We start from the raw sequence: 26,650 nt of genomic DNA, 5'->3' as shown, positions 1-26,650 counted from the left end.
TATGAATCGTTTAGTTAATGAGATAAAACTTAACCTGATTTTGTTCTTTTTGCTCGCAATTGGTTTCCCGTTTGTTGTGTGGCTTTTCGGTCTTGCAACACCGGAGAATGCAGCAGGCAGACCCGTTCACAAAAATGGCACTACTCTTGGGTTTGAAAATATAGGACAAAAATTCACAGCCGATAAATACTTTTGGGGAAGACCTTCCGCCACAGGTTACAACGCATCTGCATCAGGAGGTTCCAACAAACCCGTGGCAGATTCCCTTTATTTGAAGACGGTGAATCACCGGCTCGAGGAATTTCTGAAGCGGAACCCGGGAATAACAAAAGATGAGGTACCTTCCGATCTGATAACCGCATCAGGAAGTGGAATTGATCCCGATATTTCAGTTCAATCAGCCATAATTCAGATAAAAAGGATTGCCAAAGCGAGAAATCTGCCTGAGGAAGTGATTATGAAAATTGTAGTAGAGAATATCAAACAGCCGTTCCTGGGTATATTTGGAACACCCTGTGTAAATGTGCTGAAATTGAATCTTGCGCTCGATGAGACAACCGGAGGCAGGTAAATGGCTGAAGTTAACGACCCCGTTCACTATTTCCTGAATCTGATTAAGAAATCGAAGAAAGGAAAGCTTAAGATCTACATCGGTATGGCTGCCGGTGTGGGGAAAACCTACCGTATGCTGCTGGAAGGGAAGGAACTGCTCGAGAACAACATTGATGTTACTGCCGGTTATATCGAAACCCATGGGAGGAAAGAGATCATTAAACTGATGGCTGGCATCCCGATTCTGGAGAGGAAAAAAGTGTTCTACAAGGGGAAACTCCTCGAGGAATTTGACCTCGAAGCGGTGCTGGTTCAGCGACCCGACATAGTTCTCGTTGATGAACTTGCCCACACTAATGCTCCCGGATCAAAAAACAAAAAAAGATGGCAGGATGTCCTCCAGTTGATCGAAGAGGGAATCGGAGTAATCACCACAGTAAACATCCAGCATATTGAAAGCCTGAATGAACTCGTGGAAAAAATCACCGGTATTTGTGTCGAGGAAAGGGTGCCCGATTTGCTCCTGCAGTCAGCCGATGAAGTGGTCAATATTGATCTGGCTATTGAAGACCTGATTGACCGTCTGAAAGAGGGAAAAATTTACGACATCTCCAAAGTCCCGACGGCACTTCAAAACTTTTTTCAAAAAGACAAACTCCTTCTTCTCAGGGATCTTGCCCTGAAGGAGGTGTCCCACCAGGTCGAAAGAAAAATAAGAAGTGAAATCCCCCTTACACACCGGCAAAAAATGGGCGCTGTAGTTTCCGCAATCGGTACAAACCATGTCTCCGCAAAAAGGGTTATCCGAAGGTCATACGGCATCGCATCCCTCTACAATTCAAAGTGGTACTCAATCTATGTGCAAACTCCCGATGAAGATCCACTTAGAATAAACCCGGGCGCTCAACGGCATTTGATTAATAATTTCAGACTTGCAACAGAACTTGGCTCGGAGGTGGTGGAAGTGAAAAGCAATGATCCTGCTCTGGAAATTGTTAATTTTGCCGTGTCGGTTGAAGCTTCTTTGATCGTCATGGGTGAACCCTCATTCTCGATCCTTTACAGATTGAGATTAAACAATTTCTTCAGACGGCTCACAGGTCTGACAGGCAAAAAAAACATTGACATTTTACTGGTGGCATCAAATGATCACGATAAAAAATAAAATCACCCTCGGTTTTGGCGTCCTTTTTGTCATTATCCTCCTTTTGGGTGTGGCTGGTATTGCGTTTATAAATCACCTCGCCACCAAATCGAGAGGAACAATTGTAGACAATTATCACTCGGTAAGCTATACTGTTTCGATGATGGAAAAAATGGATGAGCTTCATCGCTGCAATTCAAAATTTTTGTCTTCAGAAGCCCCCGATTCCGTCGAATTGAACAAATTCAAAAAAGCAAATTCCGAATTTGAAAGATTGCTTGCCTTGGAATCGCAAAACATTACCGAATCAGGTGAAGCCGGTCTCGTTGCCGGTTTGCAGGAAAAATACAGGAATTATCTTTCGGAATCTGCTGAAACTGAGGGAAAAAACCTGAACAGGAATCAAAAAAGCAGAGTGCTCGACAGTCTGAAGGCGGAGGTCAACAATTCCATTTTGCTGATTTACAAGCTGAACATGAATGCAATCCTTGAGAAAAACGATAATCTTGTCTCAACTGCGAATGATCTGACAGTTTACAAGGTGATTGCGGTTCTGATTAGTGTCATTGTTTCCCTTGGGTTTATATTTTATTTCCCGAAGCAGATTATCGAACCTTTCAGAGTGCTTACCCAAAAAATGCAACTGATAATAGAGGGGAAATACCATCAAAGACTTGAAAATGTGACAAAAGATGAAATCGGGGTATTGACTACTGCATTTAACAATATGGCAGAAAAGCTCGAATCGTATGAGGCACAGCATTATGACGAGATTATCTTTGAAAAGAAGAGAATGGAATCGCTCGTCGAGTCATTTGAGGATGCTGTTTTTCTTATTGATGAGAACAGAAACCTTGCCCTGATTAATAAAAAATTCCTTAAGCTGACAGGACTGAAGCATGAAGAAGTAATCAACAGAAACATCGAAGATATTGCATTAAGGAGCGACCTGCTTCGGCAGATTCTAAATAATATTCCAATCTCAAAAAAAGAATCCGAGGTGGATCAAAACCCTCTTCGTATAGTGCTGGATGATGATGAATACTTCTTCAAGATGGAAACGGACGAGATACTTACATATTCCGCCTTCCTGAAGAAAGAAATCTTCATCGGAACAATGGTAATGTTAAAAGATGTGACTCAATTTCAAAAACGGGACGCCGCCAAGACAAATCTGCTCGCAACGGTATCACATGAGTTAAAAACACCTCTCTCCTCAATAAATCTCTGCCTCAAGATGCTGAATGATGAGCGAACAGGGGAGCTTAACCATGAGCAGAAGGAGTTGATTGTATCACTGCGAAATCAGAGCAACCGCCTCTCGAGAGTGATTAAGGAACTGCTCGATTTCTCTCAAATCGAAACCGGAAACATTAGGCTGAATATAGGCGTGATTGATCCTGCCAATGTGCTCGAAATGAGTGCAATCGCCCTGATGATGCCCATTTCTGAAAAGGAAATCGAATTAGTTACCGAGATCGAGGATGATCTTCCGGGAGTATCAGGCGATATCGAAAAATCCGTTTTTGTTTTTGTAAACCTGCTAAATAATGCCATCAGATACTCACCCAAAGGTGGGGCGGTCGTTTTATCGGTCAGGAGGCTCGATGGTTTTGTGGAATTCGCCGTAAGAGATTCCGGACCCGGCATATCTCAGAAGGATCAGGAAAAGCTGTTCAAACGGTTTGCCCGCATAGATCCCAAAGACAAAAGCGGCTGGGGTCTTGGCCTCGTAATCGCGAAAGACTTCGTCCAGGCTCAGGGCGGAGAAATTTTCGTTCAGAGTGACCCCGGCAAAGGGAGTTGTTTTTCATTCACTTTGCCGGTGGTTGGGTAAAGGGCAACAGAGACAGGGAGAAAATCCGTTGCAACCCGATGAATTTAACTTAACTATTGGTAAATTAGGTGCTTATCTTACATTATTTTTTGTTTTTCCTTTCTCCGGAGAGTAGATGTTATTAAACTCACTTTATTTGAAAAACTTCCGTGGCTTTGCAGAGCGGAGATTTGAATTTAAACCCGGTATCAACCTCGTAATCGGTGTTAATGGCTCCGGCAAAACTGCCCTTTTGGAAGCTTGTGCCTGTAGTATCGGTGCGTTTCTTCATGGATTCAAGGAAACGGGTTCGAGGAAAATAAAGAAAGATGATATTCGTTTAGAGGGCAATACCAATGGGAAAACAACCTGGGAGCGAAAATATCCCGTAATAATAACTGCTCAAGGTTCGGTATCAGACTACCAGGGCATCGAATGGACAATTGAGAGACAAAGCAGCCAGGGAACTCAATCAAACAAAAATGCCACTCAGATTATCAACATAGCTCGTGGTTTGGACAATGCAGTACGAAATGGTGGATTGGCCATACTCCCTGTTTTAGTCTACTATGTAAATGGACGCTTATGGCTAAATCAAACAAATGCCTTTAAAGATGTCTCAGATGGCGAAAAGCCTTCCCGGTTTGACGGTTATAGAAATTCACTAGGAGCATCTTGTACTGCAAAATCTCTTCAGAACTGGTTTATCACTCAAGAGTGGGTATCATTTAACTCCGGCAAGGAATCCGATGTTTTGGAAATGGTAAAATCTGCAATACTTGCAACGATTGATGAGGCTCTGAAAGTTGGATATGATCCTGAATTAAAAGAACTGTCGATTACTTTCAATGATGGACGGTGTCTTCCATTCTCTTATTTGAGTGACGGGCAGCGTGAAATAATTGCTTTAGCAGGTGATATTGCGGTAAGAATGATGAAACTGAATCCCCATTTGGGTAAGGATACTTTGAATAATACTCCCGGTATAGTCCTTATTGATGAAGTGGATCTATATCTTCACCCAAAATGGCAGAGAGATATTTTAAGCAAACTGAGTAAGATCTTCCCTTCTGTTCAGTTTATCTGTACAACACACTCACCTCAGATAATTGGAGAAGTAACACCGGAGAGAATAATAGTTCTCGATACCGGTAATCAACCGGCGTACTCATTCGGTCTCGATTCGAATACCATTATTGAGGAAGTCATGAATGCTCTTCCCCGTAATAAAAAAGTGTATGATCTGATCAACAGGGCTAATGTTGCAGTTGCCGAAGAACGATTTGAAGAGGCAAAGCAAATTTTGTCAGAGGTTGAGGCATCACTTGGTACTAGAGATGAGGAAATCAGAAGACTGGAAGCAATAATCAGAAACCTTGAAATTCTAAATTCAATGGAATAATAATGCAATTTGTCGATAAAGGTATTGCCCCAATCGAACTACAAAATTGGATTAGTGCAAATAAGGGTATGCCCAACTGCCAGTTCAAATATTTGGAAGGGGGAGTGAAGGAGGTAATTAGAGACAGATTATTAAGTGAGCAGTTCTATATTTGCTGTTACACCGGTCTCAGATTGTCTGTGAACAATAATCACATTGAACATCTGATTCCTCAGTCAGACAGCCTTGCCCGGAACATGCCTCTCGAAACCGTTGAGTATAAGAATATGGTTGTTTGTAACAACTCCGAGGAGTTTGGTGCCCGATATAAAGCGGACTGGCCATCATCCACAGAGGTACACCTGTTTGTAAAACCCGTTGACCCGACATGTAGAACGAGATTTGTTTATAAAAAGAACGGAAAAGTTGAGGCAATGGACACAGACGCCGCCGCAACAACAACTATCGAAAAACTTAATTTAAACCACCCAAAACTTTCAAAATTAAGATTGGATGCTATAAACAATCTGTTCCTCTTCCCTCCCAAAAAGGATGTTGACTACAGAAAATTTGTTAGAAACAGCATCGGAAGATTCTCAACTCCCGTCGATGGTAAATATCATGAGTTTTCCTTCGTGCTGACCCAAATACTCACAAAAAAGCTAAATTCTCTAAAGTAAATTCTGTCTCTTAATCACGATTGGTTCATAAAAATAATCACCCCCTCATTTCCCTAAAACAAACTTCCCGGTCAGTCTTTTTATGCCACCTACCAATCCTGCGGCTTCGATCGTATAGAAGTAAACTCCCGACGGCGATTGTGACATGTCCAGACTGATATCGTGCATTCCTTTTTGTGTCAATCCTGCTTTATGGGATTTTACGATTTCTCCTGTGGCAGACCATACATTTAGTGTGACAAATGCCGTTTCGGGGAGGGTGTACCTGATTACGGTCGAGGGATTGAATGGATTCGGGAAGTTACCGAGCAGTTCAAATGATGAAATGTTAGAGAGTTCCACTTCCACAGATTTGGAGTAGTTGTGAGTTCCATCGAAGTCGGTTTGATTCAGCCTGTAAGAAACCTTTCCAAAGAGATTTTTTGCGGAAATGTCGGTAAACGAATACTCCTTCTGTTGAGTTGTGGTTCCTGAGCCTGCAACTGTCCCGATTTCTTTCCAGGATTCATCTGATCCGATTTTTCTTTCTATTCTGAATTCCTTGTTGTTGGTCTCGGATGCCGTTGTCCAAGTCAGTGAGACACCTCCATTTGTTGCAGTGGCGGAGAAAGATGTCAGCTCGACAGGAACGGGAGTCAACTGATTCAGGAATACCACAATCGGAGTGCGTGCAGTACCAACTGCCAGATCGAGCATACCGTCACCGTTCACATCACCGTAGGCAATCGAGTTAAGGGAAGATGCACCGATGTATGTCCATGAGGGGGTGACGGGAAGTGTACCGCCATTGTTCAGGTAGATTTCCACCCTCGGAGGGGAGAAACTTACGGTTGAAACATCGGGATATCCGTCATTATTCACATCATTTACTATCAACTCCTGTGTTCCGGGATTGGAACTCGCCTGCGATGTCCAAACGGGAGAAGAGCCAAGCGTTCCTGCGTTGTTTTTATACATTACATGTTGATTGGTGTTTCCGCCAATCACAAAATCAGCGTATCCGTCGAGGTCAAAATCGCCCCAGCCGCACCCTTTTTGTGAGATTGTGTTTCCGACTGTCCATGCAGGAGTTCCCGACATTCCTCCGAGGTAGTTTAGGTAAACTCCTGACGCGAAATTCACCCACTTCGCGGCACCCAAATCCCCCTTTTTCACATAAGTATAATCAACGGAAATGCTGCCACCCTGCGGAAGGGCGCCACCGATGGAGACAAACGCACCAACGGGGTCGTAACAGTAATTAAATACTTCCACTCCGTTCACCTTAACCGTATGAACTTTCACAACGGGTGTTTTTGAGAGATGAACCGCCCCTTTTCCCGTTTCGGAGATGATGAAAGACTCCTGCACTCTTGTAAGGTCGCTTTTGTCGAGATCGGTAAAAGCAACAGAATTGGTGATCATCCCGTCATTCGAAGTGTAGGTCGGGGATGTTGTGTAGCCAGTTCCCTGGTTGATGTAGTAGAAAATTGGTTTATACGGATCGGAAGTGTTGCCCTGATTTCCGACTGCCAGATCGAGAAGTCCGTCGCCGTTGATATCACCGAAAGCGGTTCCTACTGTCCATGCCTGACCGGCAAAAGTGAAAGAAGGCGTAGTCGGTACTCCGGTTCCACTGTTTAGATAGATGGTTGAGGGTGCATAGCCGCCGTCACCGTTTCCGGAGAAGAGGTCGGGTTTTCCGTCGTTGTTGATGTCTGCCCACTTAATGTCGGTTGTTGATCTCGAGTCAGCCGAGTACCAGACGGGATTTACGGTAAGGACACCGTTGTCGTTTCTAAAAATCAGATTGTTATAGTCAGGAATAGGGGGGAACGAGTTGCTGAAGTAGCATCCCGCTGCGAGATCAAGGTCGCCATCCATGTCAAAATCGCCAAATGCAAGACCCCCGATTTGCCTTTCAAGTCCCGCTGTCCAGGCAGGCGTTGTTCCAAAAGGAGCCTGTGGAGTCCGGTAAACCACCGGTTGCAGGTCGCCCTTTTCATATTTATTGATTGATCTGCCGTCAGGACTGATATCGATAATTTTCTTTAAATCCTGTGAGACAAGAGAAACGGTGAGCAAAAGAGAAATGGCAAGCAATTTTAAAAACATTTTTTCACTCCGGGGAAAAGTTATTGCAGAAAATTACAAAAAATTCCCGACAGTTCATATATCTTTATAACCGTTTGTGGAATCCGGCTCAATTGGAGATGCTTAATAAATTAAATTACATTCAAAAATCAGAGGAATTTCAGATTGAAGAAAATAAAACTGTATATCGCAGCAAGTATGGATTGTTACATTGCAAGACCTGACGGCGATCTTGACTGGTTGACGAAGGCACCGAATCCCGATGGAGATGATTTTGGCTACAATTCACTCCTCGAGACCATCGATACCACTTTAATGGGGAATGAAACTTATAAGTGGTTGTTGAAAGAGGGAATTGAAGATCCGTATCCCGGCCTGAAAAATTTTGTTTTCAGCCGGACCAAAACAGAATCCAACAACTTTGTCGAGTTTGTAAATGATGATCCTGCCCTTTTTGCTTCGGAGTTAAGGAAAGGGGAAGGGAAGGATATTTTTCTGGTGGGCGGCGGTGCAATAATATCCTCCATTCTTGCAGCGGGACTGATCGATGAGATACACCTCACTCTTGTACCCGTCTTTCTTGGACAGGGAATTCCCCTTTTCCCTTCACAGATGAAAGATCTTAAAATACTCTACAGCACGGTTGAAGTACACAAATACAACAACGGTTTTATCTCAATCAGAATGAGAAAAGAGGAGTAATCAGCCGCCGATAATTGCGGTAGCTTCTATTTCCACCAGCATGTCGGGATCGACGAGGGAACTTACAGCAACCAAGGTTGAGGCGGGTTTGATCGCACCAAACACCTCACCGTGGGCTCTCCCGACATCTTCCCACATCGAAATATCAACCACATATATTCTCGTTCTTACAACATCGGTGATCGAGGCGCCCGCATCGATCAGTGCCTGCTCAATTTTCTTGAGGATAATTTTTGTCTGGTAATAGGGTTCGCCAAGACCTCTTACTTTTCCCTCCGACACAGATGTGGTGCCCGCCACTTCGACTACATTTCCTATGCGGACTGCCCGTGAATAGCCCACAATATCTTCATATTTGGCACCTGAGGAGATATTCCTTCTCATAAATCAACCTTTGCTAACGGTAAATAATGGTTTGATAAAATTTGCATCTGAATTTTTGCTCAATTTACTTTTTCCCAGCCCGAATCCTGAAGGTACGGCTTCAAATATTTTCCCGTCCACGATTCACGACATGCGGCAATCTCTTCGGGGGTGCCCGTCGCCACAATGTAGCCTCCCTTGTCACCTGCTTCGGGTCCGAGGTCGATCACATGATCGGCACACTTGATTACATCGAGATTATGCTCAATCAGGAGAACGGAATTGTTGTTTTCGATCAGCAAATGGAACGACTTCAGCAGTTTTGAAATGTCGTCAAAATGCAAACCCGTTGTCGGTTCATCAAAAATAAAGAGGGTATGCCTGTTGTCTTTCCTTTGGCTGAGGTGAAGTGCAAGCTTTATTCTTTGTGCCTCACCACCCGACAGCGTGTTAGCGGGCTGACCGAGTTTCATGTAATCCAGCCCCACATCCGAGAGGACCTGAAGCGGTTTTGTGATTTTATTGTAACCCTCGAAGTGGTGCAACGCCTCATCAACTGTCATTTCCAGCACTTCCACGAGATTTTTACCCCGCAGGGTGATGTCCCTTACTTCCTTTTTGTACCGTGTACCCTTGCAGTCCTCACATTCGAGGTAAATATCGGCGAGAAACTGCATCTCAACCTTGATAAATCCCTCTCCCTGACAGGTTTCGCATCTGCCACCGGGGATGTTGAAGGAGAAAAAGCCGGGTGAAAATCCTTTTTGCTTAGCCTGATGTGTAGATGAAAATGCCTCTCTGATATGCTCAAATGCCTTCACATAGCTTGCAGGGTTTGAGCGGGGTGATTTCCCAATGGGCGACTGATCAACAATCTCTATCGAATCGAGATATACTTCGCCTGTTATCGAGTCGCATTTCCCGGGGTTCGAGACGGCGCCGCCGAGGTTTTTCGCAATGTTTCCGTAGATTACATCGTGCACAAGCGTACTTTTCCCCGAACCGCTGACACCCGTAACCACAACAAATTTGTTCAACGGTATCTCGACATCAACATCTTTCAGGTTGTTCTCTCTCGCTCCCTTCACGACAATGGAAAAACCCTTTTCCGTGTTTCGTTTCGCGGGGATCGGGATGCTTTTGGCTCCCGAAAGATATGCACCTGTCAATGATTTTGGATTCGCGAGTATCTCACTATATGTACCCTGAGCAACGATCTCGCCACCGTTCAAGCCCGCTTTCGGACCCATATCCACGATAAGATCTGCACTCTCCATCATTTCTGAATCGTGTTCAACCACAAGAACAGAGTTGCCGATATCCCGCAGGTTTTTTAATATTTTTATCAGGCGGGAATTGTCGCGGGGATGAAGCCCGATCGACGGTTCGTCAAGAACATAGAGAGTGCCGACGAGTGCCGATCCCAGAGCAGTCGCAAGGTTGATTCTTTGCGATTCACCCCCCGAGAGGGTCGAGCTCACCCTGTCCATCGTGAGGTAACCGAGCCCCACATCATTCAAAAATGTGAGCCGTTTAATCAGTTCTTTTAATATTCTGTCGGCTATCTGACTTTCATAATCGGTAAGCTGAAGCCCTGAGAAGAATTTCAGGCTCTGCTCTATCGGCATTATCACCACTTCGTGAATCGATTTTTTATCTATCTTTACCTGAAGTGCTTCCCTCCTTAGCCGGGTGCCTTTGCATGCGGTGCAGTTGGTGTAACCCCTGTACCGGGCGAGGAAAATCCTGATTTGCATCTTGTAGTTGTCTTTTTCGAGCTCATCGAAGAAAGCCTGCAGCCCCGTAAATTCGGGTGCGCCGCTGACTATCAGGTTTACATGCTCCTCACTCAGATATCTGAACGGTTCATTTATCGGGATGTTATATTTCTTCGCTGCTCCGATAAGTGCCCTGTTGTAATGACTGAATTTGGGACTTTTCCACGGGGCAATTGCGCTGTTTACTATCGAAAGGTTGTCATTCGGAACCACAAGATTCATGTCGATTCCGTACATTTTTGAGAATCCCTGACAAACGGGACATGCACCGAACGGGTTGTTGAATGAAAAGAATCTCGGCTCCGGCTCCTCGTATCTGATTCCGCAGCATTCGTAAAATGTATTAAAATCATACTGCTTTGATGCCGGATTGCCGGAATCTTCGGAGGTGGAGTCATCCCCTGAGAGAATCACCCTCAATCTTTGTTCACCTTCTTTAAAGCACATTTCTATTGAATCAGCAAGTCGGTCGCGCATCTCCCCTTTTTTGATTTTGAAGCGTTCTGCTATGACCGTAATTTTGTCTTTGTCATCTGGAAGCGGGGTTTCGTCGGCAAGTTCGTACATCTTACCATCGAAGAAAACCCTGAAAAACCCTCTTTTTCTGATAAGGTCGATCTCTTCAGCTACACTTCTTCCCTCGTGTTTGTGAAGAGGAAATCCCAGGAACCACTTCCCGCCTTCCTCCTGAGTTTCGAGGAAATCGCAAACCGTCGAGGTGGATGCCCGTTTCACTTCCTTTCCGCAGACGAAACATTCTGTCCTGCCGATTCTTGCAAAAAGAAGACGGAGATAATCGTAAACCTCGGTAGTTGTGCCGACTGTCGAGCGGGTGTTTTTCGAAATGGTCTTTTGTTCAATCGATACGGCGGGTGAGATGCCCGTTATCAGATCCACATCCGGTTTATTGATCCGTTCAAGGAACTGGCGTGCATAAGAGGAGAGGGATTCCACATAGCGTCTCTGCCCCTCGGCGTAAATCGTATCGAACACCAAGGATGATTTACCCGATCCGCTAACTCCTGTAAAAACAATAAGTTTCCCCGAAGGAATCTCAAGATCGATATTCTTTAAGTTATGTTCTCGTGCGCCTTTTACAACAATGTTCCGGTCTTTGGCTTCGTGCTTCTTCATTCAAGTATATGCTAAATCTGTAAAAATGTGACTTTAAATTTACTTATAAATAGCAACAAAATATGAGAAGAAATGGTTTGAAGGCTGAGGGATGAATTTCTGAAGGCTGAATGAAGAAGTCAGAAGTTTGAGGTATTAACTATGATCTGCCCTGAATCTTTAATTTCGGAAAAGGAGCGACAATCGTCTCGATTGTCCCACCGACAAACCCAAAACTAAAAAATATTTTTTTGAATTTTCCGGAGAACTTCAAATTCACTTACTATTCCTGTGTATAGGATATAACATCTGGTCTGATTCCGCAAAAGGTATCGTTTTTTACAATAACATTAACTTATTAAATCAATCTTAACCATTTGGGGTCCGTTTATGATACTTATATTAAAAATAATTGAGCATCTTCTGTCTGACATTCAACCTTCTTCTAAGATTTTGAGGATTTATGACGGATCAGGTCCTTTTGGGATTCATCAAGTTCCTGATGTATCTCTTTGTATCGATGACTCAAAAACTACTTTTCTCCTGATCAGGTAAAACTATTCTTCTTCATCTTCGTAATCTTCGAAGAGGTCGATCTCTTCGATAAATTCTTCGACTACCCAATCGGCGCTGATGTTGTTGCGATTGCAGAAGGGCTCGATATAACTGTTCATTACCTCAATAAATTCATTGATGGTTTCCACAAGAGCTTGCATCTGCTCACTGAACAGCACCTTGTTATCCGCCGGATCAAATTTTTCACGGAAAAGCAGGATATCTGTTAATGCTGTTTCGTACTCACTTATCGGATCGTACATAACCTCTATGAGTGCATTTAAGATAAGTTCAGGGTTTTCTTTTTCGATTTCCCCGAGTTCGTTAAGTAATTTTTCCGATTGCTCAGTGCTTTCGGGGGTTGGGTTGGCTTCAGCTTCTTCGAGGAGATCCAGCAATTCGTTATGCTTTTCGGCATGTTTTGTTAAAAGTGCCTGCTCCTGCTTTTTTGTCATTTTTACTTTTTTAAACTCGTCAGCGGGCAGTTCCAGTACGGGTGAGAGGGGAGACAACTGATTGTAAAGGTCGCTGCTTTCAAGTTTCGAAGTGAACTCTTGAAATGTGAATCCATGCCTGTCAAGAAAAGGAATAAGCTCTTCCTTTCGATATGCCTGCATTGTGCTTAAAGTAACCAGAAAAAACTCACTAAACTCTTTTAGCAAATCAGCAGGTTTTTCCTCCAAATTGAAATAATACTCCATCAGGAGGTTGTACATGTTCGATCTGAGCGCCTGAACGGGAACGATGAGAGTGTCAAATTCCTCTTCAAGGAACTCACTCAGAAGCGGTTTCTCAATGGCTGTCAGTTCCTGCTGCAGTTTTGCAAGTTTTTCAGGGACGGAAGTGTCGCCACCCTTGCTCTTTTTCCCTTTACTTTTATAAGTGCTTCTTAGAAGTTCGACATATTCAGTTCTCTTCTCGTATGAAAGTTCCAGTGCCCTTTCGAAATCCATTTTTTAGTCCTTAGTCCTGCAGATTGCATTTTTGAAAAAATATTAATAATTAAAAGGGAAAATACGGACAGTTCAATTAAGTTTTGAGGATTTTATAAAAGAATTGAACAATACCATCCTGATTCAGATGTCCGTCTCCAGGCGCTTCAATTCCTCTTTTAGTTTTTTCGGAAGCGACGCAACGATTAAATCGTATGAGTGGTCAATCAGTTCGAATATGAGATTGAGCGGAACGGTGCCATCGAACGAGACGGTGTTCCAGTGCACCTTGTTCATGTGGTAACCGGGGGTGATGCCTTCGTATTCCTCCCTCAATTCAACCGCCCTCTCAGGATCACACTTCAAGTTTATACCTTCAGGAGGCGTGAGAGAAATGATCGCAAAAATCTTCCCCATCACTTTGTAAACGGGTGAATCTGCATCAAAAGGAAGGCTTTCTTCCACTCCCGGCTTTGTAAGGCACCGGTCTCTTGTTTGTTCGAGGATCATGATTTTATCCAATTTAAACAGTGATTAGCACTATATATTGTCAATTGCTTTCAAGGCTCACCTTTCATAATTCTGTCATTTAACCCTGTCTCTGAAAGAAATTCCATAATTCTTTTTCTTGCGCCTCTGCGTCCTGCATATCTGAGCAACGAGCTTAAATTGATCGGGTGCAAGGCGAATGCTGATTTATAGATGGTGATCAATTCTGACCCTTGAAACGGGGTAAATATTATATCTTCGACGAACAGATCGACCAGGATCTTTTCCAGACTGGGGACTGAAATACCCTCTTTAAGTTTGAGAGGTGCCTGTGTGACTCCGGCCTTGATTACAACAGGGTCATTACAGTCAGTGATGTACAGGTCGTACTCCTTTTTTCCGGGATTAACAAACAAGTTATCGAATGCATCTTTAAGAAAATTAAATATCGTGAAAACCGAATCGCGTTCCACCTCCAGAATTATCATGAACCTCGCAGTTTGATGAAGTGAAAAGCGCCCAAGGTTTCTGGTGTCCCAAAGAGAGAACTCAAGTTCAGGAAAGTTTTCTCTCAGATATTTCGCAATAGCTGGTACAATTTCATAGTTCTCAATTTCAAAGGGGGTTCGGTTAGATCTGATATACACACCAAATCCGGCTCTCTCAAGGAAACCGTTTCTGATAAGATTCCGGATCTTCCAGTTAACATTCGAATTGGAAATACCCGGAAATTTATCGCGAAAAAAGGAGACAAGGTCTTTCTTGCTCAGAAAATTCGTGTTGTTCGGCAGATCATATAAAGTGATATCGTGGTTCATATGTTTATAAAATGAATAAGGACAAAAATACTGTATTTTGTCAATAATATCAAATTATTGACGAATTACAGAAATTCATCAATAAAACATGGTAAATATTGTGCGAAAAAAGACCGGGATGCGTGTATTATTTAAAATGCCTTTTTGGGTTTCGGTCTTCGGGTTCTTTCTGATCGTCGGGGTTGAAGAGTTCGTAGGTTTCTGTTGTCTCCTGCCCGGTTGCCTCGGGATCATCGACTTTGAAAGGTTCATTTTCCGGAGGATTTTCGCTTGGGTCACCGGATTTAAGGTTTCGGGTTCGTTCTTTTCTTTTTGAAAGGAGCAAAAAAAGAAGGGGGGTAACAATAATGGTAAGAAATGCCAAAGCGGCAAATGTAATAATCATTGTATTTACAAGCTGATTTGATAAAACAGACTGTAAACTTAATTAGAATTTCATAAACTTACAAACAAAACCGAAAATATATTCGGATATGTAAATTGTTTGTCGCGGATAAAGAGTCCTGATGACACTTTGAGTGACTCACATGAAATCAAAAATTTTACATCAGAGCTTTCTCCACAATTTCCACAACTTCAGCTTTCCGGTAAGGTTTTGAAAGATAATGGGTACAACCTCCTCTAAGGAATTCAGCTTTGTCGTTCCCCATGGCATACGCCGTTACTGCAACGATGGGAACGCCTTCGTATTCGGGCAGCTTTTTGATCTCCTTCACCACATCCAGACCGTTCATACCCGATCCGAGATTTATATCCAGAAGGAAAATGTCATATTTTTTCGATTTGATCATTTCGGCAGCTTTTTCACCTGTTTCAGCCGTGTCGACATCGCAAATTTTTCTAAGGAACAACCCCATTACATCAAGATTTATTGGATCATCTTCCACATAAAGTGCAACGGGTCTATGCCCCGGTTTGTCCGAAGACATTCTTGGCGAAAGGCTTTCAGTTGCCAAATCTGGAGGAGTCGTTTCCGCCCTGCCTGAATTGGGAGGGGTTTCCGGGAATTTAACAGTGAAAACAGAGCCTTCACCCACCGCACTCTCGACTGATATGACTCCATCCATCAGTTCAACTGTTCTCTTTGTGATAGTAAGTCCGAGTCCGGTTCCTTGATAATAACGGGATTTCCCTTCGCTCACCTGACGGAACTCTTCCCAAATCAGGTCGAAGTTGGTTTTTTCTATTCCAATTCCCGAATCTTTAACTTTCAGGTAAACCCATCCTTTACCGTCAATCTCTTCCTTTCCAATCTCGATGCCAACATTTCCCTTTTCTGTAAATTTGATGGCATTATCAACGAGGTTATAGAGGATCCTGTTGAGCAGCCGCTCATCCACACGGGAGAAAAGTTGCTCATTGTGAACAACCGTATCCAGTTTCAGATTTTTCTTCTCGATCTCAGGGATGAAGTCATCGAGGCTTTGCTTCACCAGATCGACTATATCGACATCCTTGGCAAACACAGCGAGAGTTTCAGCTTCCGCTTCAGAAAGATCTAGAATGAAGTTGAGCGTTTCGCTCAATCTTTTACCCGAATCATAGATTCCCTGCGACATGCTGACTAGATCAGGGTCATCCAGGGTGGAAATCAGAATCTCTGAATAGCCCAAGATGCCGTTCAGCGGGGTCCGAAGTTCATGATTCATATTCGCAAGGAAATTCGATTTCATCCGGTTCAGGGCTTCAGCTTTGTTTTTTGCTTCCAGAATCTCTCTGGCAGCCCGTTTGCTCTCGGTAATATCCCTGAGGATAACCATGGTAAATATTTCACCGTTCATCTCATAAGTGGAAACATGAACATCCATCTCGAAAGAGGTGCCGTCTTTTCGCAGCCCAAGGGTTTCATAACCGGAAGGTACACTCTCTCCGGCGTTTCTTTTTGAGATGTATTCATGGATTTTTTTCCTTTCCTCCGGCGCAATCAGATTTTGGACGGGTACGCCGATTAACTCGTCACTCGATTCGTAACCAAAGAGTTCCACATACGCAGGGTTCACTATAATATGAATGCCGGCCTTTGAGACACCAATCGCGTCTACAGAGTGCTCAAAGACATTTCTAAACCTTTTTTCACTTGTTTCTTTGGCTTCTATAGCTTCCCGTCTTTGCCTGCGAGATTCAGCCTCTTTCAATTCCCGTTCTATGGCAGGTATCAATCTTTGAAGATTCCCCTTCATTATGTAATCCTGAGCTCCCGATTTCATTGCCATCACCGCCACTTCTTCACCAATATTTCCTGAGATGATAATGAAGGGGACATCAGGGTCAAGCTCCCTCACCGTCCGAAGAGCTGCAATTCCATCAAACATCGGCATTGAATAGTCACTAAGAACAATATCCCAGTGTTGCTGTTCGAATGCTTTAAGCAGGTCTTGTTTAGTTTCTACCTGGGAAAATTGAGGTTCATAGTTGCCCTGCCTCAGTTTCATGAGCAACAGTTCCCTGTCGTCCTCTGAATCCTCGACAATTAAAACGCGGAGTGGGATTTTCATACTTTTACCGGATTATTACTTATTGAATGATTTTGTAGGTGATTCATTGAGCATGAGCCAGTAAATTCCGATATTGCTTGCCACTTCAACAAATTTCAGAAAATCAACAGGTTTCCTTATAAAACTGTTGGCACCAAGTCCATAACTGGCAAGAATATCCTCCTCCTCATTTGAAGAGGTGAGAATGACAACAGGGATGAAGCGGGTTTTTTCATTCTCTCTGATTCTTTTTAATACTTCCAAACCGTCAATTTTCGGGAGTTTCAGGTCCAGAATTATCAAAGCCGGCATGTCTGCATCGTTGTTTTTTCTCTCGAAAAGGTAGTCGACTGCATCCTGTCCGTCCCGAGCCACATCAATTTTGTTCGTTATGTTGTTTTTTTTCAGGGCTCGAATAGTCAACAATTCATCATCAGAATTATCCTCAACCAGCAGAATTGTTTTAGTGAATGACATTTAGTGCTCCTTTTCAGAGTTTAGAGTGAAATAAAAAACGGTGCCCTCTCCCACTTTGCTCTCAGCCCATACATCTCCTCTATGGCGACGGATAATGCGTTGAACTGTAGCGAGACCCACACCGGTTCCGCTGAATTCATCGGATTTGTGGAGGCGTTGGAAAGGTGTAAAAAGTTTATCTATATATTCCATATTGAAGCCGGCGCCGTTGTCCTTAACGAAATAGGTTTTCCTTTTCTCGATTGTCGCCAATCCGAATTCAATAGTTGCTTTTTCTTTTTTGGAGCTGAATTTCCAAGCGTTGTTCAGCAGGTTTTGAAGTACGGCTTCTATCAGGGTGGGATCCGCCAGGTCGGTCATGTCAGGAGTGATTGAAATGTCCACAATTCTTCCCGGCTCGCGCTCTTTCAATTCCTGACAGATTGCCGAGGCAATATCCGAAAGGTTTACCCTCTTCAGAATCATTTCAGCCCTTGTAACCCGGGAGAGATTTAGCATTTCGTCGATCAGTTGCCCCATTCTCTGGGCATTGAACCGGAGGCGGTTCAGATACATTTTTCCCTGATCGTCAAGGTTTTCGGAGTAATCCTCGAGTAGAGCCTGACTGAATCCGTCAATACTCCTCAGGGGTGCTCTCAAATCGTGAGAAACAGAGTAACTGAATGACTCGAGCTCCTTGTTGGTGGCTGCAAGTTGTGAAGTCCTTTCCTCCACCCGATGCTCAAGCTGTTGATTCAGCTCTTTTATCTCATTTTCCGCTTGAATTCTTGCAGTCAGATCGACACCACATGAATAGTTTTTTTCACCGAGTGTAATGAAAGTCCAGGAGATGTTTCGCTTTGTACCGTCCTTGCAGGTGACAATCGACTCGAAAGGAGGGATTTTCGTTTGTGTGGCGATGGCATGATCCACTTTTCTTATCCATTCTTCCGAAATGGCTTTTCTATACTTCTCATCAGGATAGGCAAGAGGCCACCAGTCGTTTCCCGACCCGACTTCTTTCTCGGTATAGCCAAACAGCTTTACGAACTCTGGATTTACATATTCGGTTATTTGTTCGATTCCCGTTGAAAGATGGATAGCTACAGGAATTGTTTCGATCATTGTACGGAACTGTTTCTCGCTCTCCCTTAAGGCTATCTCAGCATATTTCCTTTCGGTTATGTCGTTACCCTGTGCGATGGTTGCGGTAATTTCCACATCATTTTTGTCGAGTATATTTGCAGAATTCCAAAGGACCGTTCTGATCTCGCCATCTTTTCTGAGGATTTCAATTTCAACGGATTCCCACCTCTCACCCTCGGAAGTCTTTTTAATCAATGCGAGAGAGTCGGCTGCAGTCTCTTTTGGGAAAAGGAAATCGAGATTTTTGCCGATAACTTCTGTGCTGGAATAACCGCTCAAATTTTCGAACGCGTGATTGAACCGGGTAATCGAGAGAGCGTTATCCCAGACAATAATCGGGGCATTTGCATAATTAAAAAGGTTTTCGAGGTACTCGTTGGTTTCATGAAGTGCGGATTCGGCTTTAAGCCTCTCCCTTATCTCATTCACAAGGTTTTCGTTCGCAACGAGGAGTTCGGCGGTTCTCTCAGCGACCCTCAGCTCCACCTCATTATAGGCTTTTTGGAGCTCGGTTTGAGTGAAAATAAGTTTTTCCTTTTCACTTTGCAGTTCGAGATTCAGTTGTCTCAATTGCTCGGGACTCGGGATGGCAAGCAGTTTTGGCAGGATGGGCCAGACAATGATGGCGGTGGAGACAGATATCACGGCGCATGCTGCATCCACTGTTGCCTGCCACCAGTCAACCGACCACCACAAACCGATAATATGGACAACATGCGTGGTTCCGCATGCAAGAATAAACAATCCGAACAGAACAAGAATCCAACTGAAGGGGAGGTCTTTTCGTTTCCTGATAAAGACTACAAGAAAAACGGGGATCGATGCGTAAGAAATCGCAATGAGGCCGTTTGAAATAGCCATCACCATCATAAGAAGTGGTGTCATGCCGTTTTCGATCACATTTTTTATTTCCATTTCGCTCTTCGACATGGCGAGCATCGGAAGGGTAATAAGAACTGCGAGAGAAATTGTCGGAAGTGCAAGTCGTGGTATCAGTTCAATCGATTGTTTTGCGATCGATTTTGGAGGTTCGAAAGTCCTCACTTTATATCCCTTTAACCGGAGGCTGTTTGTAACAACAAAGATGGAACTGAATGCCATTGCACCGGCGGCAAACATCGGACTGAGGAGTCCGAATCCAGCAACAGGAATAAGGGCGATGTTATAAAAAAGTGCCCAGATAAGATTTTGAACGATGGTTTCGGAAGTGCCGCGGGAGAGGGAAATTGCTTTGCCGATGCCTGTGAGCTCACCACTTATCAGAGTGATTCCGGCAGCTGCGATGGCGATATCGGTTCCTGTTCCTATTGCTATTCCGACATCCGCCTGAGCGAGAGCCGGTGCATCATTAATTCCGTCACCAACCATTGCAACAACGGGGGAGGAGTAATTCCCGAGTGAGCGAGTATTCTGCATTTCCTTAATTGCATCAACTTTACCACCGGGGGGCACTTCAGCTATTACCCTTGTGATCCCAACCTGTTTTGCAATTGAGTTGGCGGTTGATTTGTTGTCGCCTGTTATCATCACCACTTCAAGACCAAGTTGTTGCAGTTCGGCAATGGCTCCTACTGAACCCTCCTTTATGGTATCAGCCACGGCAATAATACCAATTACTTGAAGCGGCAGGTTATTCACCAGGTCGGAAACGGTAACAGTCATCACAGTCTTTCCATCCTCTTCGAGAGGCAGAATCTGCTTTTCCAGTTGCCTCAGGTCCAGACCGTCATTCCTCATCATACGGGAGTTACCGATCGAGATGGTTTTCTCCCCAACCAGCGCTCTTACACCAAAACCGGCAAACGCCCTGAACTTTGACGGTCGCAAAGGATTAAGATTTCTTTCCTCAGCGGCTTTCACAATTGCTTTGCCGATGGGGTGTTCCGAACCCCTCTCTGCACAGGCAGCGAGATGCAGCACCTCGCTTTTTGTGTATCCGTTCAGGGGAATAATATCCTTTACCTGCAATTCGCCTGTGGTGATGGTACCTGTTTTGTCGAGCACAACAATATTAATCTTGCTCGCCTTCTCCAGAATTTCGCTGTTCTTGAAGAGAATTCCGTTTTCCGCCCCCTTTGAGGTACCGACCATGATAGCAGTCGGGGTTGCCAGCCCAATTGCACAAGGGCATGCGATAACAAGAACTGCAATCGCATTTATCATCGCTCCAGCCCAATCGAGTTGAGCTACATAAATCCATCCCGTGAAAGTGAAAAAAGCGAGAGCAATTATTAACGGTACAAAATATTTGCCGATTTCATCTGTCAATTTTTGGATTGGTGCCTTGCTCCCCTGTGCCTCTTTTACAAGCCGGATTATATGTGCGAGGGTGGTGTTTTTACCCACATTTACAGCCTCGAATTTTATCAACCCTTCACGGTTGATGGTACCGCTAAAAACCTTATCACCGGGACCTTTGCTAACGGGCATCGATTCTCCCGTTATCATCGACTCTTCAAATGCCGACTTGCCTTCACACACCACTCCATCGACAGGTGCCCTCTCACCCGGTTTCAGAAGCACCATATCCCCAAAAACCACATCATTTACATCAACGGTCATCTCTGCACCGTTCCGAAGAACAGTTGCAGTTTTCGACTGCAACCCAAACAGAGATTTTAAAGCATCAGTGGTTCGGCCTTTGGCTTTTGTTTCGAGATACTTCCCGAGTCTGATAAACGCAATTATTGTTGCTCCCGTCTCAAAATACACATTCGGGCTTTTTATGATGCCGAAAACCACCAGAAGGCTTGAGAAATATGCCACCGAAGAGCCAAGAACAATGAGGACATCCATATTGGCTCTTCCGAGCCTGAGACTGTGGTATGCACCGGAATAGAACCTGCCTCCGACATAAAACTGAACAATGGTTGCAACAGCGAGCATCGCATAGAGATCGTATTCAAATCCCGTTACCTGAAAATCACGAAGCATGCTGTAGATGATGAGCGGAATGGTAAAAATCAGACCCGTTATCATCAATCGTTTTTGTTTTTTTAACTCAGAAGCACGGATTTCAGATTCAACATCCTTAAATTCTTCAGTTTCATTTGTTTTTACAAGGTCAAATCCTGCTTCACGGATCAGAGAAAGGAGTTCAGAAAGATTGGTCATTCCGGGGAAGTATTCAAGGATTGCTGTTTCGGAAGTGTAACTGATATTTGCGGCTACCACTCCTTCATGGGACTTGATGAGTTTTGCGAGGTTTAATGCATCGGTTTCATCAGCCATTCCGGTGATCACCACCTCCACTTTGGCGGTCGAGACACCATAACCAATGCGCTTGATGAAAGCAATGATATCGTTTTCTGTCAGAAGTCCGGCATCGAAGGAGAGATGAAGGTTTTCGTTTGCATAATCGACGCGGGCTTCGAGTATGCCTTTTAGCTTCCCGAGGCTCATCTCAATGCCTGACACACAGTTCGTGCATGTCATTCCTGTCAGAGGCATGATAACATTCTTTATGTTATGCATATTTATAACTTCCGGGGGTTTTATTGCTGTGATGTACCGCCTGCCACAATGCCCTAAACAACCTGCAAAGGATTTTTCAGAATTACAATTTAAACTATGAAAAATTCATTTAATTTGCAATCAAATAATTACAAGTCTAATATTAAATGAGGTCAAACTAGTTGTATGTTTAATATTATGCCAGGCAGGTAGTGGTTTTCTGCTACAAATGAATTTTATGACTCTGAAAATCTTTTCAATAACTCATATGATCAAGTTTCACTTTACCCCTGAAAACCCAGTAAATGCTGATCGTATAGGCGAGTACAAATGGAATTCCAATGATCACCATGGTGAGCATTGTATCCAGTGTTTTTTCGGAAGAGGCAGCGTTGTAAATCGTCAGATTATATTCGGGTGAAATTGAAGAGATAAGAAAGTTGGGGAAAAGACCGACTGCAAAAAGAGCCATAAGGCTAAGAATTGCTGCCGATGAAGAGAGGAAGGCAAAGAAATCCTTACCGCGGTTTATCTCGCGCGGGATGTTGGCAATTGCGAGCATGTTCAGAATTGCGAGTGCAAAAAATGACGGGTGCTGTCTGAATGGTTCAACCATGTGAGGGATGTAAATGAGGGTTGCCATAGTTGCGGTCACATATGTAATCACAAAGAAAATTATTGTATTGTTTATCCACCCGCGCACCTGTTTCTGAAGTTCGCCCTCTGTTTTCATGGCGAGGTATATTGATCCATGCATCATGAAGGCGGCGAGGGTTGTCAGTCCGACAAGAAGGGCGTAAGGATTCAACATGTCAATGACACTGCTGTAAAGTTCCTTGTCTTTCCCTATCGGTAAACCGAGAATTACATTTCCGATTGTTATGCCGATGAGGAGGGAGATCACCATACTGGAGATTGAGAAAGCCCTGTCCCAGCCTGCGCGCCAGTGTTTCCCTTCGCTTTTACTCCGCACTTCAATCGAGACCGCCCGAAAGATCAGTACAAAAAGCAACAGCATAAAAGGGATATAGAACCCCGAGAATGCAGTGGCATATACATCAGGAAATGCGGCGAAAAGGGCACCACCTCCCGTGACGAGCCACACTTCATTGCCGTCCCAGACAGGTCCGATTGAGTTGAGGAGAATCCTCCGGTCGAGATCCGATTTGGTGAGGAGGTGAAGAGACCCTACACCAAGGTCGAATCCATCGAGAATACCGTAACCGGACAGCAGGACGCCGATCAGAATGAACCATATTGTGTTTATGTCTAATGTAAATTCCATCGCTACTCCATCAACCTTGGTTTTTCGCTGAGATCAAGTTCCATTACATGATCATCGGGCCCGTGTTTTATCTTCTTGTCTAACAAATAAAGGAATACAACAAAAAGACCCGCATAAATCAGGGTAAAAAGCACCAGAGAAAAGATAATGTGCTCTGAGGTGACCACTTTCGACAAGCCGTCTGAAGTCTTCAACAAACCGTAAACAACCCATGGTTGTCGACCGATTTCGGCTGTGTACCAGCCCAGTTGATTGGCAATCTGAGGAAGAAGTACCGAAACGACGAGAACTTTAAGCCAAAGCACCGAGGTGAAGAGCTTCCCCCGCCAAAGAAGGAAGAGGGAAATAAGCACGAGACCGATCAGGGTAAACCCGATAGCCACCATCGTATGATAGGTCTGAAAAGTCATTTGTACGGGAGGAGTTTCACCCTTTGGGAAACTGTCGAGTCCCCTTATTGGAGTTTTTGTATCTCCATGAATCAGGAAACTTAACATTCCCGGTATTGCTATGCCCGTGACAGTTTTGTCTTTTTCATTCACCCAGCCGAACATGTAAAGGTCACCCGGGGCGAGGGAGTCATAATGAGCCTCGAATGCTGCGAGTTTCGCGGGTTGATTTTTTGCCACTCCCTGAGCGCTTGAGTGCCCTGTAAAAAGCTGGAAAAACACACCGAAAAACGCAACACCCAGTGCAATTTTCAGTCCTGCTTTTGCAATGTCTTCATGTCGATTTTTTAACAGATAGTAGGCACTCACCGAAACCACAAGAAAAGCTCCCGCGAGAAATGATCCGCCGAGAGTGTGGGAAAGCCGGTCGACGCTTGAGGGATTAAAAACCATCGCCCAGAAATCTGTTATTTCTGCTCTGGCTATACCCCCGTTCTCCACAATGTGATATCCTGCGGGGGTCTGCTGCCATGAATTTGCAACCACTATCCAAACGGCACTAAGCATTGAGCCAAGCGAAACCATACAAGTTGAAAAGAAGTGTACCCGGGGGCTCACCCTGTTCCACCCAAAAAGAAGTATCGCCAAAAATCCTGATTCGAGAAAGAAGGCAAATATTCCCTCGGCAGCGAGGGCGCTTCCAAAGATATCACCTACAAATCGCGAGTAGGTTGACCAGTTGGTACCAAACTCAAATTCCATTACAATTCCGGTGGCAACCCCCATTGCAAATGTGAGTGCGAATATCTTCACCCAGAACTTTGTCATTATCTCATACATCTTGTTCCCCGTTTTCAGATACATACCCTCCATGATCACGAGGATAATTCCAAGACCTATACTAAGTGGTGGATAGATGTAATGAAATGAGATTGTAAAAGCAAACTGGAGTCGAGCCCAAAGTTCAGTTGTCATAACTGTGCCGGATGTAATGAACCAAATATTAAAAAATCATACAATTAATCTAAAATTATGTTTAAATATAGGAAATATTGAGGTATGGAATTGTGTTAAAACGGGGTTGAAATAATCGAGGCTCTCAATTCATCAAATCGAGAGCCTCAGGAGGAAAAATCAGACGGATTACTTAAGCAATCTTTTCCATTTCAACGGTCTCGGAGTTGTGTTCGATGCTGAAAAGAAACTGCGCTTTTGGATTTTTATCCTTTGCCAGTTCAAGCTGATAGACCGATTCGGCAAGAAATGTGAGGTTTTTGTGTTTGTCGTGGAAAAGATTGTGGGAGCGAAGCCGCAGCAATTCTGAAATGTCGTCGATGGAATCATATTTAACCCAGCAGGCTCTGTAATAGTTTAGCGGTCTAAATCGGCAGTCCGCACCATACTCGTTGATCAGGCGATACTGGATAACATCAAACTGGAGTTCGCCGACAGTGCCGACCACTTTTCTGTTTGTCGAGGTCTGCAGAAATACCTGTGCCAGACCTTCATCGGTCAATTGCAGAATTCCCTTCTCCAGTTGTTTCGATTTCAGCGGATCATTGAGGACAAGTTCCTTAAAAATCTCAGGCGAGAAGGAAGGAATTCCCTTGAACATGAACTTCTCCCCTTCGGTAAGCGTATCGCCGATCTTGAAGATGCCTGAATCATAAAGGCCGATAACATCGCCGGGGAATGCTTCCTCAATCAGATTTTTGTCCTGTGCCATAAAGGTTGCAGGATTAGCAAATCTGATATTCCTGTCGAGACGGACATGGTGATAAAACTTATTTCTCTCGAATTTACCCGAGCAAACGCGAAGAAAGGCGATTCTGTCGCGGTGTTTGGGGTCAAGGTTCGCGTGAATCTTGAATACAAATCCGGAGAAATTGTCACTTTCGGGTTCAATTCTTCCTTTTGTGGAATCGCGGTGTCTTGGGTTGGGTGCAATTTTAATAAAAGTATCGAGCAGTTCCCTGACGCCGAAATTATTGAGTGCGCTCCCAAAAAAGACGGGGGCCAGCGAACCGTTCAGATAGTCCTCTTCAACAAAATCACCGTAAACGCCGTTGATAAGGTCGAGTTCATGATCAAGTTTTTCAGCGTCTTTCCCGAAAAGTTTTACAAATTCGGGATCACGGGGACCTGCGAAAGTCTCCACATCCTTTTCAACTGTTTGTTTGCTCGGACTGAAGAAGTTGAATGTATTTTCGAAAATATTGTAAACTCCCTTGAACTCTTTTCCCATACCGAGAGGCCAGCTAAGGGGTCTTACCCTGATATCAAGTTTTGCCTCTATTTCATCCAGCAGTTCAACGGGGTCGCGACCTTCACGGTCAAGCTTGTTTATAAAAACAATCACGGGGGTTTCCCTCATCCGGCAGACTTTCATCAGTTTTTCGGTCTGCTCCTCAACACCTTTTACGCAATCGATAACAAGAATTACGCTGTCGACCGCTGTCAGGGTTCTGTAGGTATCCTCGGCAAAATCCTTGTGACCCGGAGTATCGAGAAGATTGATTTTCTCCCCTTTGTAACTGAAGTTCATCACCGATGTGGTTACAGAGATGCCGCGCTGCTTCTCTATCTCGAGAAAGTCGGAGGTGGCGGTTTTCTTAATTTTGTTTGATTTTACCGCTCCTGCCACCTGAATGGCACCGCCAAAAAGGAGGAGCTTCTCGGTTAAAGTCGTTTTTCCCGCATCGGGATGGCTTATAATTGCGAAAGTTTTTCTGCTGTTTATCTGTTTTGATATACTTGTCATTGTTTGAAGTTAAATTGCTAAAAAGGGATAAAAAAGTTTTATAAAAGGAAGTGGCGGAGCCGCCGGGCTCTCAAATCGGAGTGGAGTCGTGGAATTTTTTGTAAAGCATGCGTAAATATAACAAATTTGGGGGAAATTTGAGGCTTTGGAGCACTTCTTGAGTGGACATCTCCTTCGTAGAAAAATAATTCCCCTTGACATGAAAGAAAATTCTTATATTTTTACAGCATGATTTTTGAAAACTTAACCAACATTCATCACCATCATCATTTAGCACACGGTATGTGTCG

19 protein-coding genes are annotated in these 26,650 nt (G+C 44.0%); 6 read left to right on the top strand and 13 right to left on the bottom strand.

What is annotated here, in order from left to right:
- Window position 1: 1 nt before the first annotated feature.
- From kdpC to J0L60_02580, 5 genes are all read left to right on the top strand, one after another.
- The gene (gene kdpC / locus J0L60_02600) at window positions 2–571 is read left to right on the top strand and encodes a potassium-transporting ATPase subunit KdpC (protein MBN8544999.1); all 570 of its coding nucleotides are present in this window, start codon (window positions 2–4) and stop codon (window positions 569–571) included.
- On the top strand, window positions 572–1,717 hold the full coding sequence (locus J0L60_02595; GenBank protein ID MBN8544998.1) for a sensor protein KdpD: 1,146 nt from the start codon (window positions 572–574) through the stop codon (window positions 1,715–1,717). It abuts the gene before it with no gap.
- Window positions 1,698–3,533 (top strand): PAS domain S-box protein, encoded by a 1,836-nt coding sequence (locus tag J0L60_02590; GenBank protein ID MBN8544997.1) that lies wholly within the window; start codon window positions 1,698–1,700, stop codon window positions 3,531–3,533. Before J0L60_02595 ends, J0L60_02590 begins: the two co-directional genes overlap by 20 nt.
- 115 nt (window positions 3,534–3,648) lie before the next feature.
- On the top strand, window positions 3,649–4,914 hold the full coding sequence (locus tag J0L60_02585; GenBank protein MBN8544996.1) for an AAA family ATPase: 1,266 nt from the start codon (window positions 3,649–3,651) through the stop codon (window positions 4,912–4,914).
- Window positions 4,915–4,916: 2 nt separating this feature from the next.
- The gene (locus tag J0L60_02580) at window positions 4,917–5,573 is read left to right on the top strand and encodes a TIGR02646 family protein (GenBank protein ID MBN8544995.1); all 657 of its coding nucleotides are present in this window, start codon (window positions 4,917–4,919) and stop codon (window positions 5,571–5,573) included.
- A 45-nt stretch (window positions 5,574–5,618) separates the two neighbouring features.
- On the opposite strand, the gene J0L60_02575 is transcribed toward J0L60_02580, so the two are convergent.
- The gene (locus tag J0L60_02575) at window positions 5,619–7,667 is read right to left on the bottom strand and encodes a T9SS type A sorting domain-containing protein (GenBank protein ID MBN8544994.1); all 2,049 of its coding nucleotides are present in this window, start codon (window positions 7,665–7,667) and stop codon (window positions 5,619–5,621) included.
- 144 nt (window positions 7,668–7,811) lie between these two features.
- Here J0L60_02575 and J0L60_02570 point away from each other — a divergent pair, with 144 nt between their 5' ends.
- Window positions 7,812–8,348, top strand: a complete 537-nt coding sequence (locus J0L60_02570) for a dihydrofolate reductase (GenBank protein ID MBN8544993.1) — start codon at window positions 7,812–7,814, stop codon at window positions 8,346–8,348.
- Here J0L60_02570 and J0L60_02565 read toward each other — a convergent pair whose 3' ends face one another.
- From J0L60_02565 to J0L60_02510, 12 genes are all read right to left on the bottom strand, one after another.
- Window positions 8,349–8,732, bottom strand: a complete 384-nt coding sequence (locus J0L60_02565; GenBank protein MBN8544992.1) for a RidA family protein — start codon at window positions 8,730–8,732, stop codon at window positions 8,349–8,351.
- Window positions 8,733–8,791: 59 nt separating this feature from the next.
- On the bottom strand, window positions 8,792–11,623 hold the full coding sequence (gene uvrA, locus J0L60_02560; protein MBN8544991.1) for an excinuclease ABC subunit UvrA: 2,832 nt from the start codon (window positions 11,621–11,623) through the stop codon (window positions 8,792–8,794).
- 536 nt (window positions 11,624–12,159) lie between these two features.
- The gene (locus J0L60_02555) at window positions 12,160–13,110 is read right to left on the bottom strand and encodes a hypothetical protein (GenBank protein MBN8544990.1); all 951 of its coding nucleotides are present in this window, start codon (window positions 13,108–13,110) and stop codon (window positions 12,160–12,162) included.
- Window positions 13,111–13,233: 123 nt separating this feature from the next.
- Window positions 13,234–13,599 carry an MmcQ/YjbR family DNA-binding protein gene (locus J0L60_02550; GenBank protein MBN8544989.1) on the bottom strand — a complete coding sequence of 122 codons (366 nt, stop codon included), beginning with the start codon at window positions 13,597–13,599 and terminating at the stop codon, window positions 13,234–13,236.
- Between the two features lie 50 nt (window positions 13,600–13,649).
- Window positions 13,650–14,396, bottom strand: coding sequence for a hypothetical protein (locus J0L60_02545; GenBank protein MBN8544988.1), 747 nt, complete (start codon window positions 14,394–14,396; stop codon window positions 13,650–13,652).
- Between the two features lie 127 nt (window positions 14,397–14,523).
- Entirely contained in the window at window positions 14,524–14,781 is a 258-nt protein-coding gene (locus J0L60_02540; GenBank protein MBN8544987.1) for a hypothetical protein, read from the bottom strand.
- Window positions 14,782–14,938: 157 nt separating this feature from the next.
- A complete protein-coding gene (locus J0L60_02535; GenBank protein ID MBN8544986.1) occupies window positions 14,939–16,891 on the bottom strand; it encodes a response regulator in 1,953 nt (650 codons plus the stop codon).
- A 15-nt stretch (window positions 16,892–16,906) separates the two neighbouring features.
- Window positions 16,907–17,347, bottom strand: coding sequence for a response regulator (locus J0L60_02530; protein ID MBN8544985.1), 441 nt, complete (start codon window positions 17,345–17,347; stop codon window positions 16,907–16,909).
- Window positions 17,348–21,946: a heavy metal translocating P-type ATPase gene (locus tag J0L60_02525; protein ID MBN8544984.1), complete on the bottom strand. Its 4,599-nt coding sequence runs from the start codon at window positions 21,944–21,946 to the stop codon at window positions 17,348–17,350. It lies immediately after the preceding gene.
- A gap of 235 nt (window positions 21,947–22,181) precedes the next feature.
- Window positions 22,182–23,210: a cytochrome d ubiquinol oxidase subunit II gene (cydB, locus tag J0L60_02520; GenBank protein ID MBN8544983.1), complete on the bottom strand. Its 1,029-nt coding sequence runs from the start codon at window positions 23,208–23,210 to the stop codon at window positions 22,182–22,184.
- Between the two features lie 2 nt (window positions 23,211–23,212).
- On the bottom strand, window positions 23,213–24,574 hold the full coding sequence (locus J0L60_02515) for a cytochrome ubiquinol oxidase subunit I (protein MBN8544982.1): 1,362 nt from the start codon (window positions 24,572–24,574) through the stop codon (window positions 23,213–23,215).
- 172 nt (window positions 24,575–24,746) lie between these two features.
- Window positions 24,747–26,360, bottom strand: coding sequence for a peptide chain release factor 3 (locus tag J0L60_02510; protein ID MBN8544981.1), 1,614 nt, complete (start codon window positions 26,358–26,360; stop codon window positions 24,747–24,749).
- Window positions 26,361–26,650: the final 290 nt, after the last annotated feature.

It is taken from the genome of Ignavibacteria bacterium (assembly GCA_017302895.1).
GTDB lineage: Bacteria > Bacteroidota > Ignavibacteria > Ignavibacteriales > Ignavibacteriaceae > UTCHB3.
Note: the sequence above shows the minus strand (reverse complement) of the source record. Positions and strands in the feature narration are given on the sequence as shown.

Excerpts from the sequence above, each read along its gene's own strand:
- J0L60_02545 (MBN8544988.1), bottom strand. The coding sequence starts at position 14,396 with ATGAACCACGATATCACTTTATATGATCTGCCGAACAACACGAATTTT.
- J0L60_02555 (MBN8544990.1), bottom strand. The coding sequence starts at position 13,110 with ATGGATTTCGAAAGGGCACTGGAACTTTCATACGAGAAGAGAACTGAA.
- J0L60_02525 (MBN8544984.1), bottom strand. The coding sequence starts at position 21,946 with ATGCATAACATAAAGAATGTTATCATGCCTCTGACAGGAATGACATGC.
- J0L60_02530 (MBN8544985.1), bottom strand. The coding sequence starts at position 17,347 with ATGTCATTCACTAAAACAATTCTGCTGGTTGAGGATAATTCTGATGAT.
- J0L60_02580 (MBN8544995.1), top strand. The coding sequence starts at position 4,917 with ATGCAATTTGTCGATAAAGGTATTGCCCCAATCGAACTACAAAATTGG.
- J0L60_02565 (MBN8544992.1), bottom strand. The coding sequence starts at position 8,732 with ATGAGAAGGAATATCTCCTCAGGTGCCAAATATGAAGATATTGTGGGC.
- J0L60_02550 (MBN8544989.1), bottom strand. The coding sequence starts at position 13,599 with ATGATCCTCGAACAAACAAGAGACCGGTGCCTTACAAAGCCGGGAGTG.
- cydB (MBN8544983.1), bottom strand. The coding sequence starts at position 23,210 with ATGGAATTTACATTAGACATAAACACAATATGGTTCATTCTGATCGGC.
- uvrA (MBN8544991.1), bottom strand. The coding sequence starts at position 11,623 with ATGAAGAAGCACGAAGCCAAAGACCGGAACATTGTTGTAAAAGGCGCA.
- kdpC (MBN8544999.1), top strand. The coding sequence starts at position 2 with ATGAATCGTTTAGTTAATGAGATAAAACTTAACCTGATTTTGTTCTTT.
- J0L60_02540 (MBN8544987.1), bottom strand. The coding sequence starts at position 14,781 with ATGATTATTACATTTGCCGCTTTGGCATTTCTTACCATTATTGTTACC.
- J0L60_02510 (MBN8544981.1), bottom strand. The coding sequence starts at position 26,360 with ATGACAAGTATATCAAAACAGATAAACAGCAGAAAAACTTTCGCAATT.
- J0L60_02575 (MBN8544994.1), bottom strand. The coding sequence starts at position 7,667 with ATGTTTTTAAAATTGCTTGCCATTTCTCTTTTGCTCACCGTTTCTCTT.
- J0L60_02595 (MBN8544998.1), top strand. The coding sequence starts at position 572 with ATGGCTGAAGTTAACGACCCCGTTCACTATTTCCTGAATCTGATTAAG.
- J0L60_02585 (MBN8544996.1), top strand. The coding sequence starts at position 3,649 with ATGTTATTAAACTCACTTTATTTGAAAAACTTCCGTGGCTTTGCAGAG.
- J0L60_02515 (MBN8544982.1), bottom strand. The coding sequence starts at position 24,574 with ATGACAACTGAACTTTGGGCTCGACTCCAGTTTGCTTTTACAATCTCA.
- J0L60_02590 (MBN8544997.1), top strand. The coding sequence starts at position 1,698 with ATGATCACGATAAAAAATAAAATCACCCTCGGTTTTGGCGTCCTTTTT.
- J0L60_02535 (MBN8544986.1), bottom strand. The coding sequence starts at position 16,891 with ATGAAAATCCCACTCCGCGTTTTAATTGTCGAGGATTCAGAGGACGAC.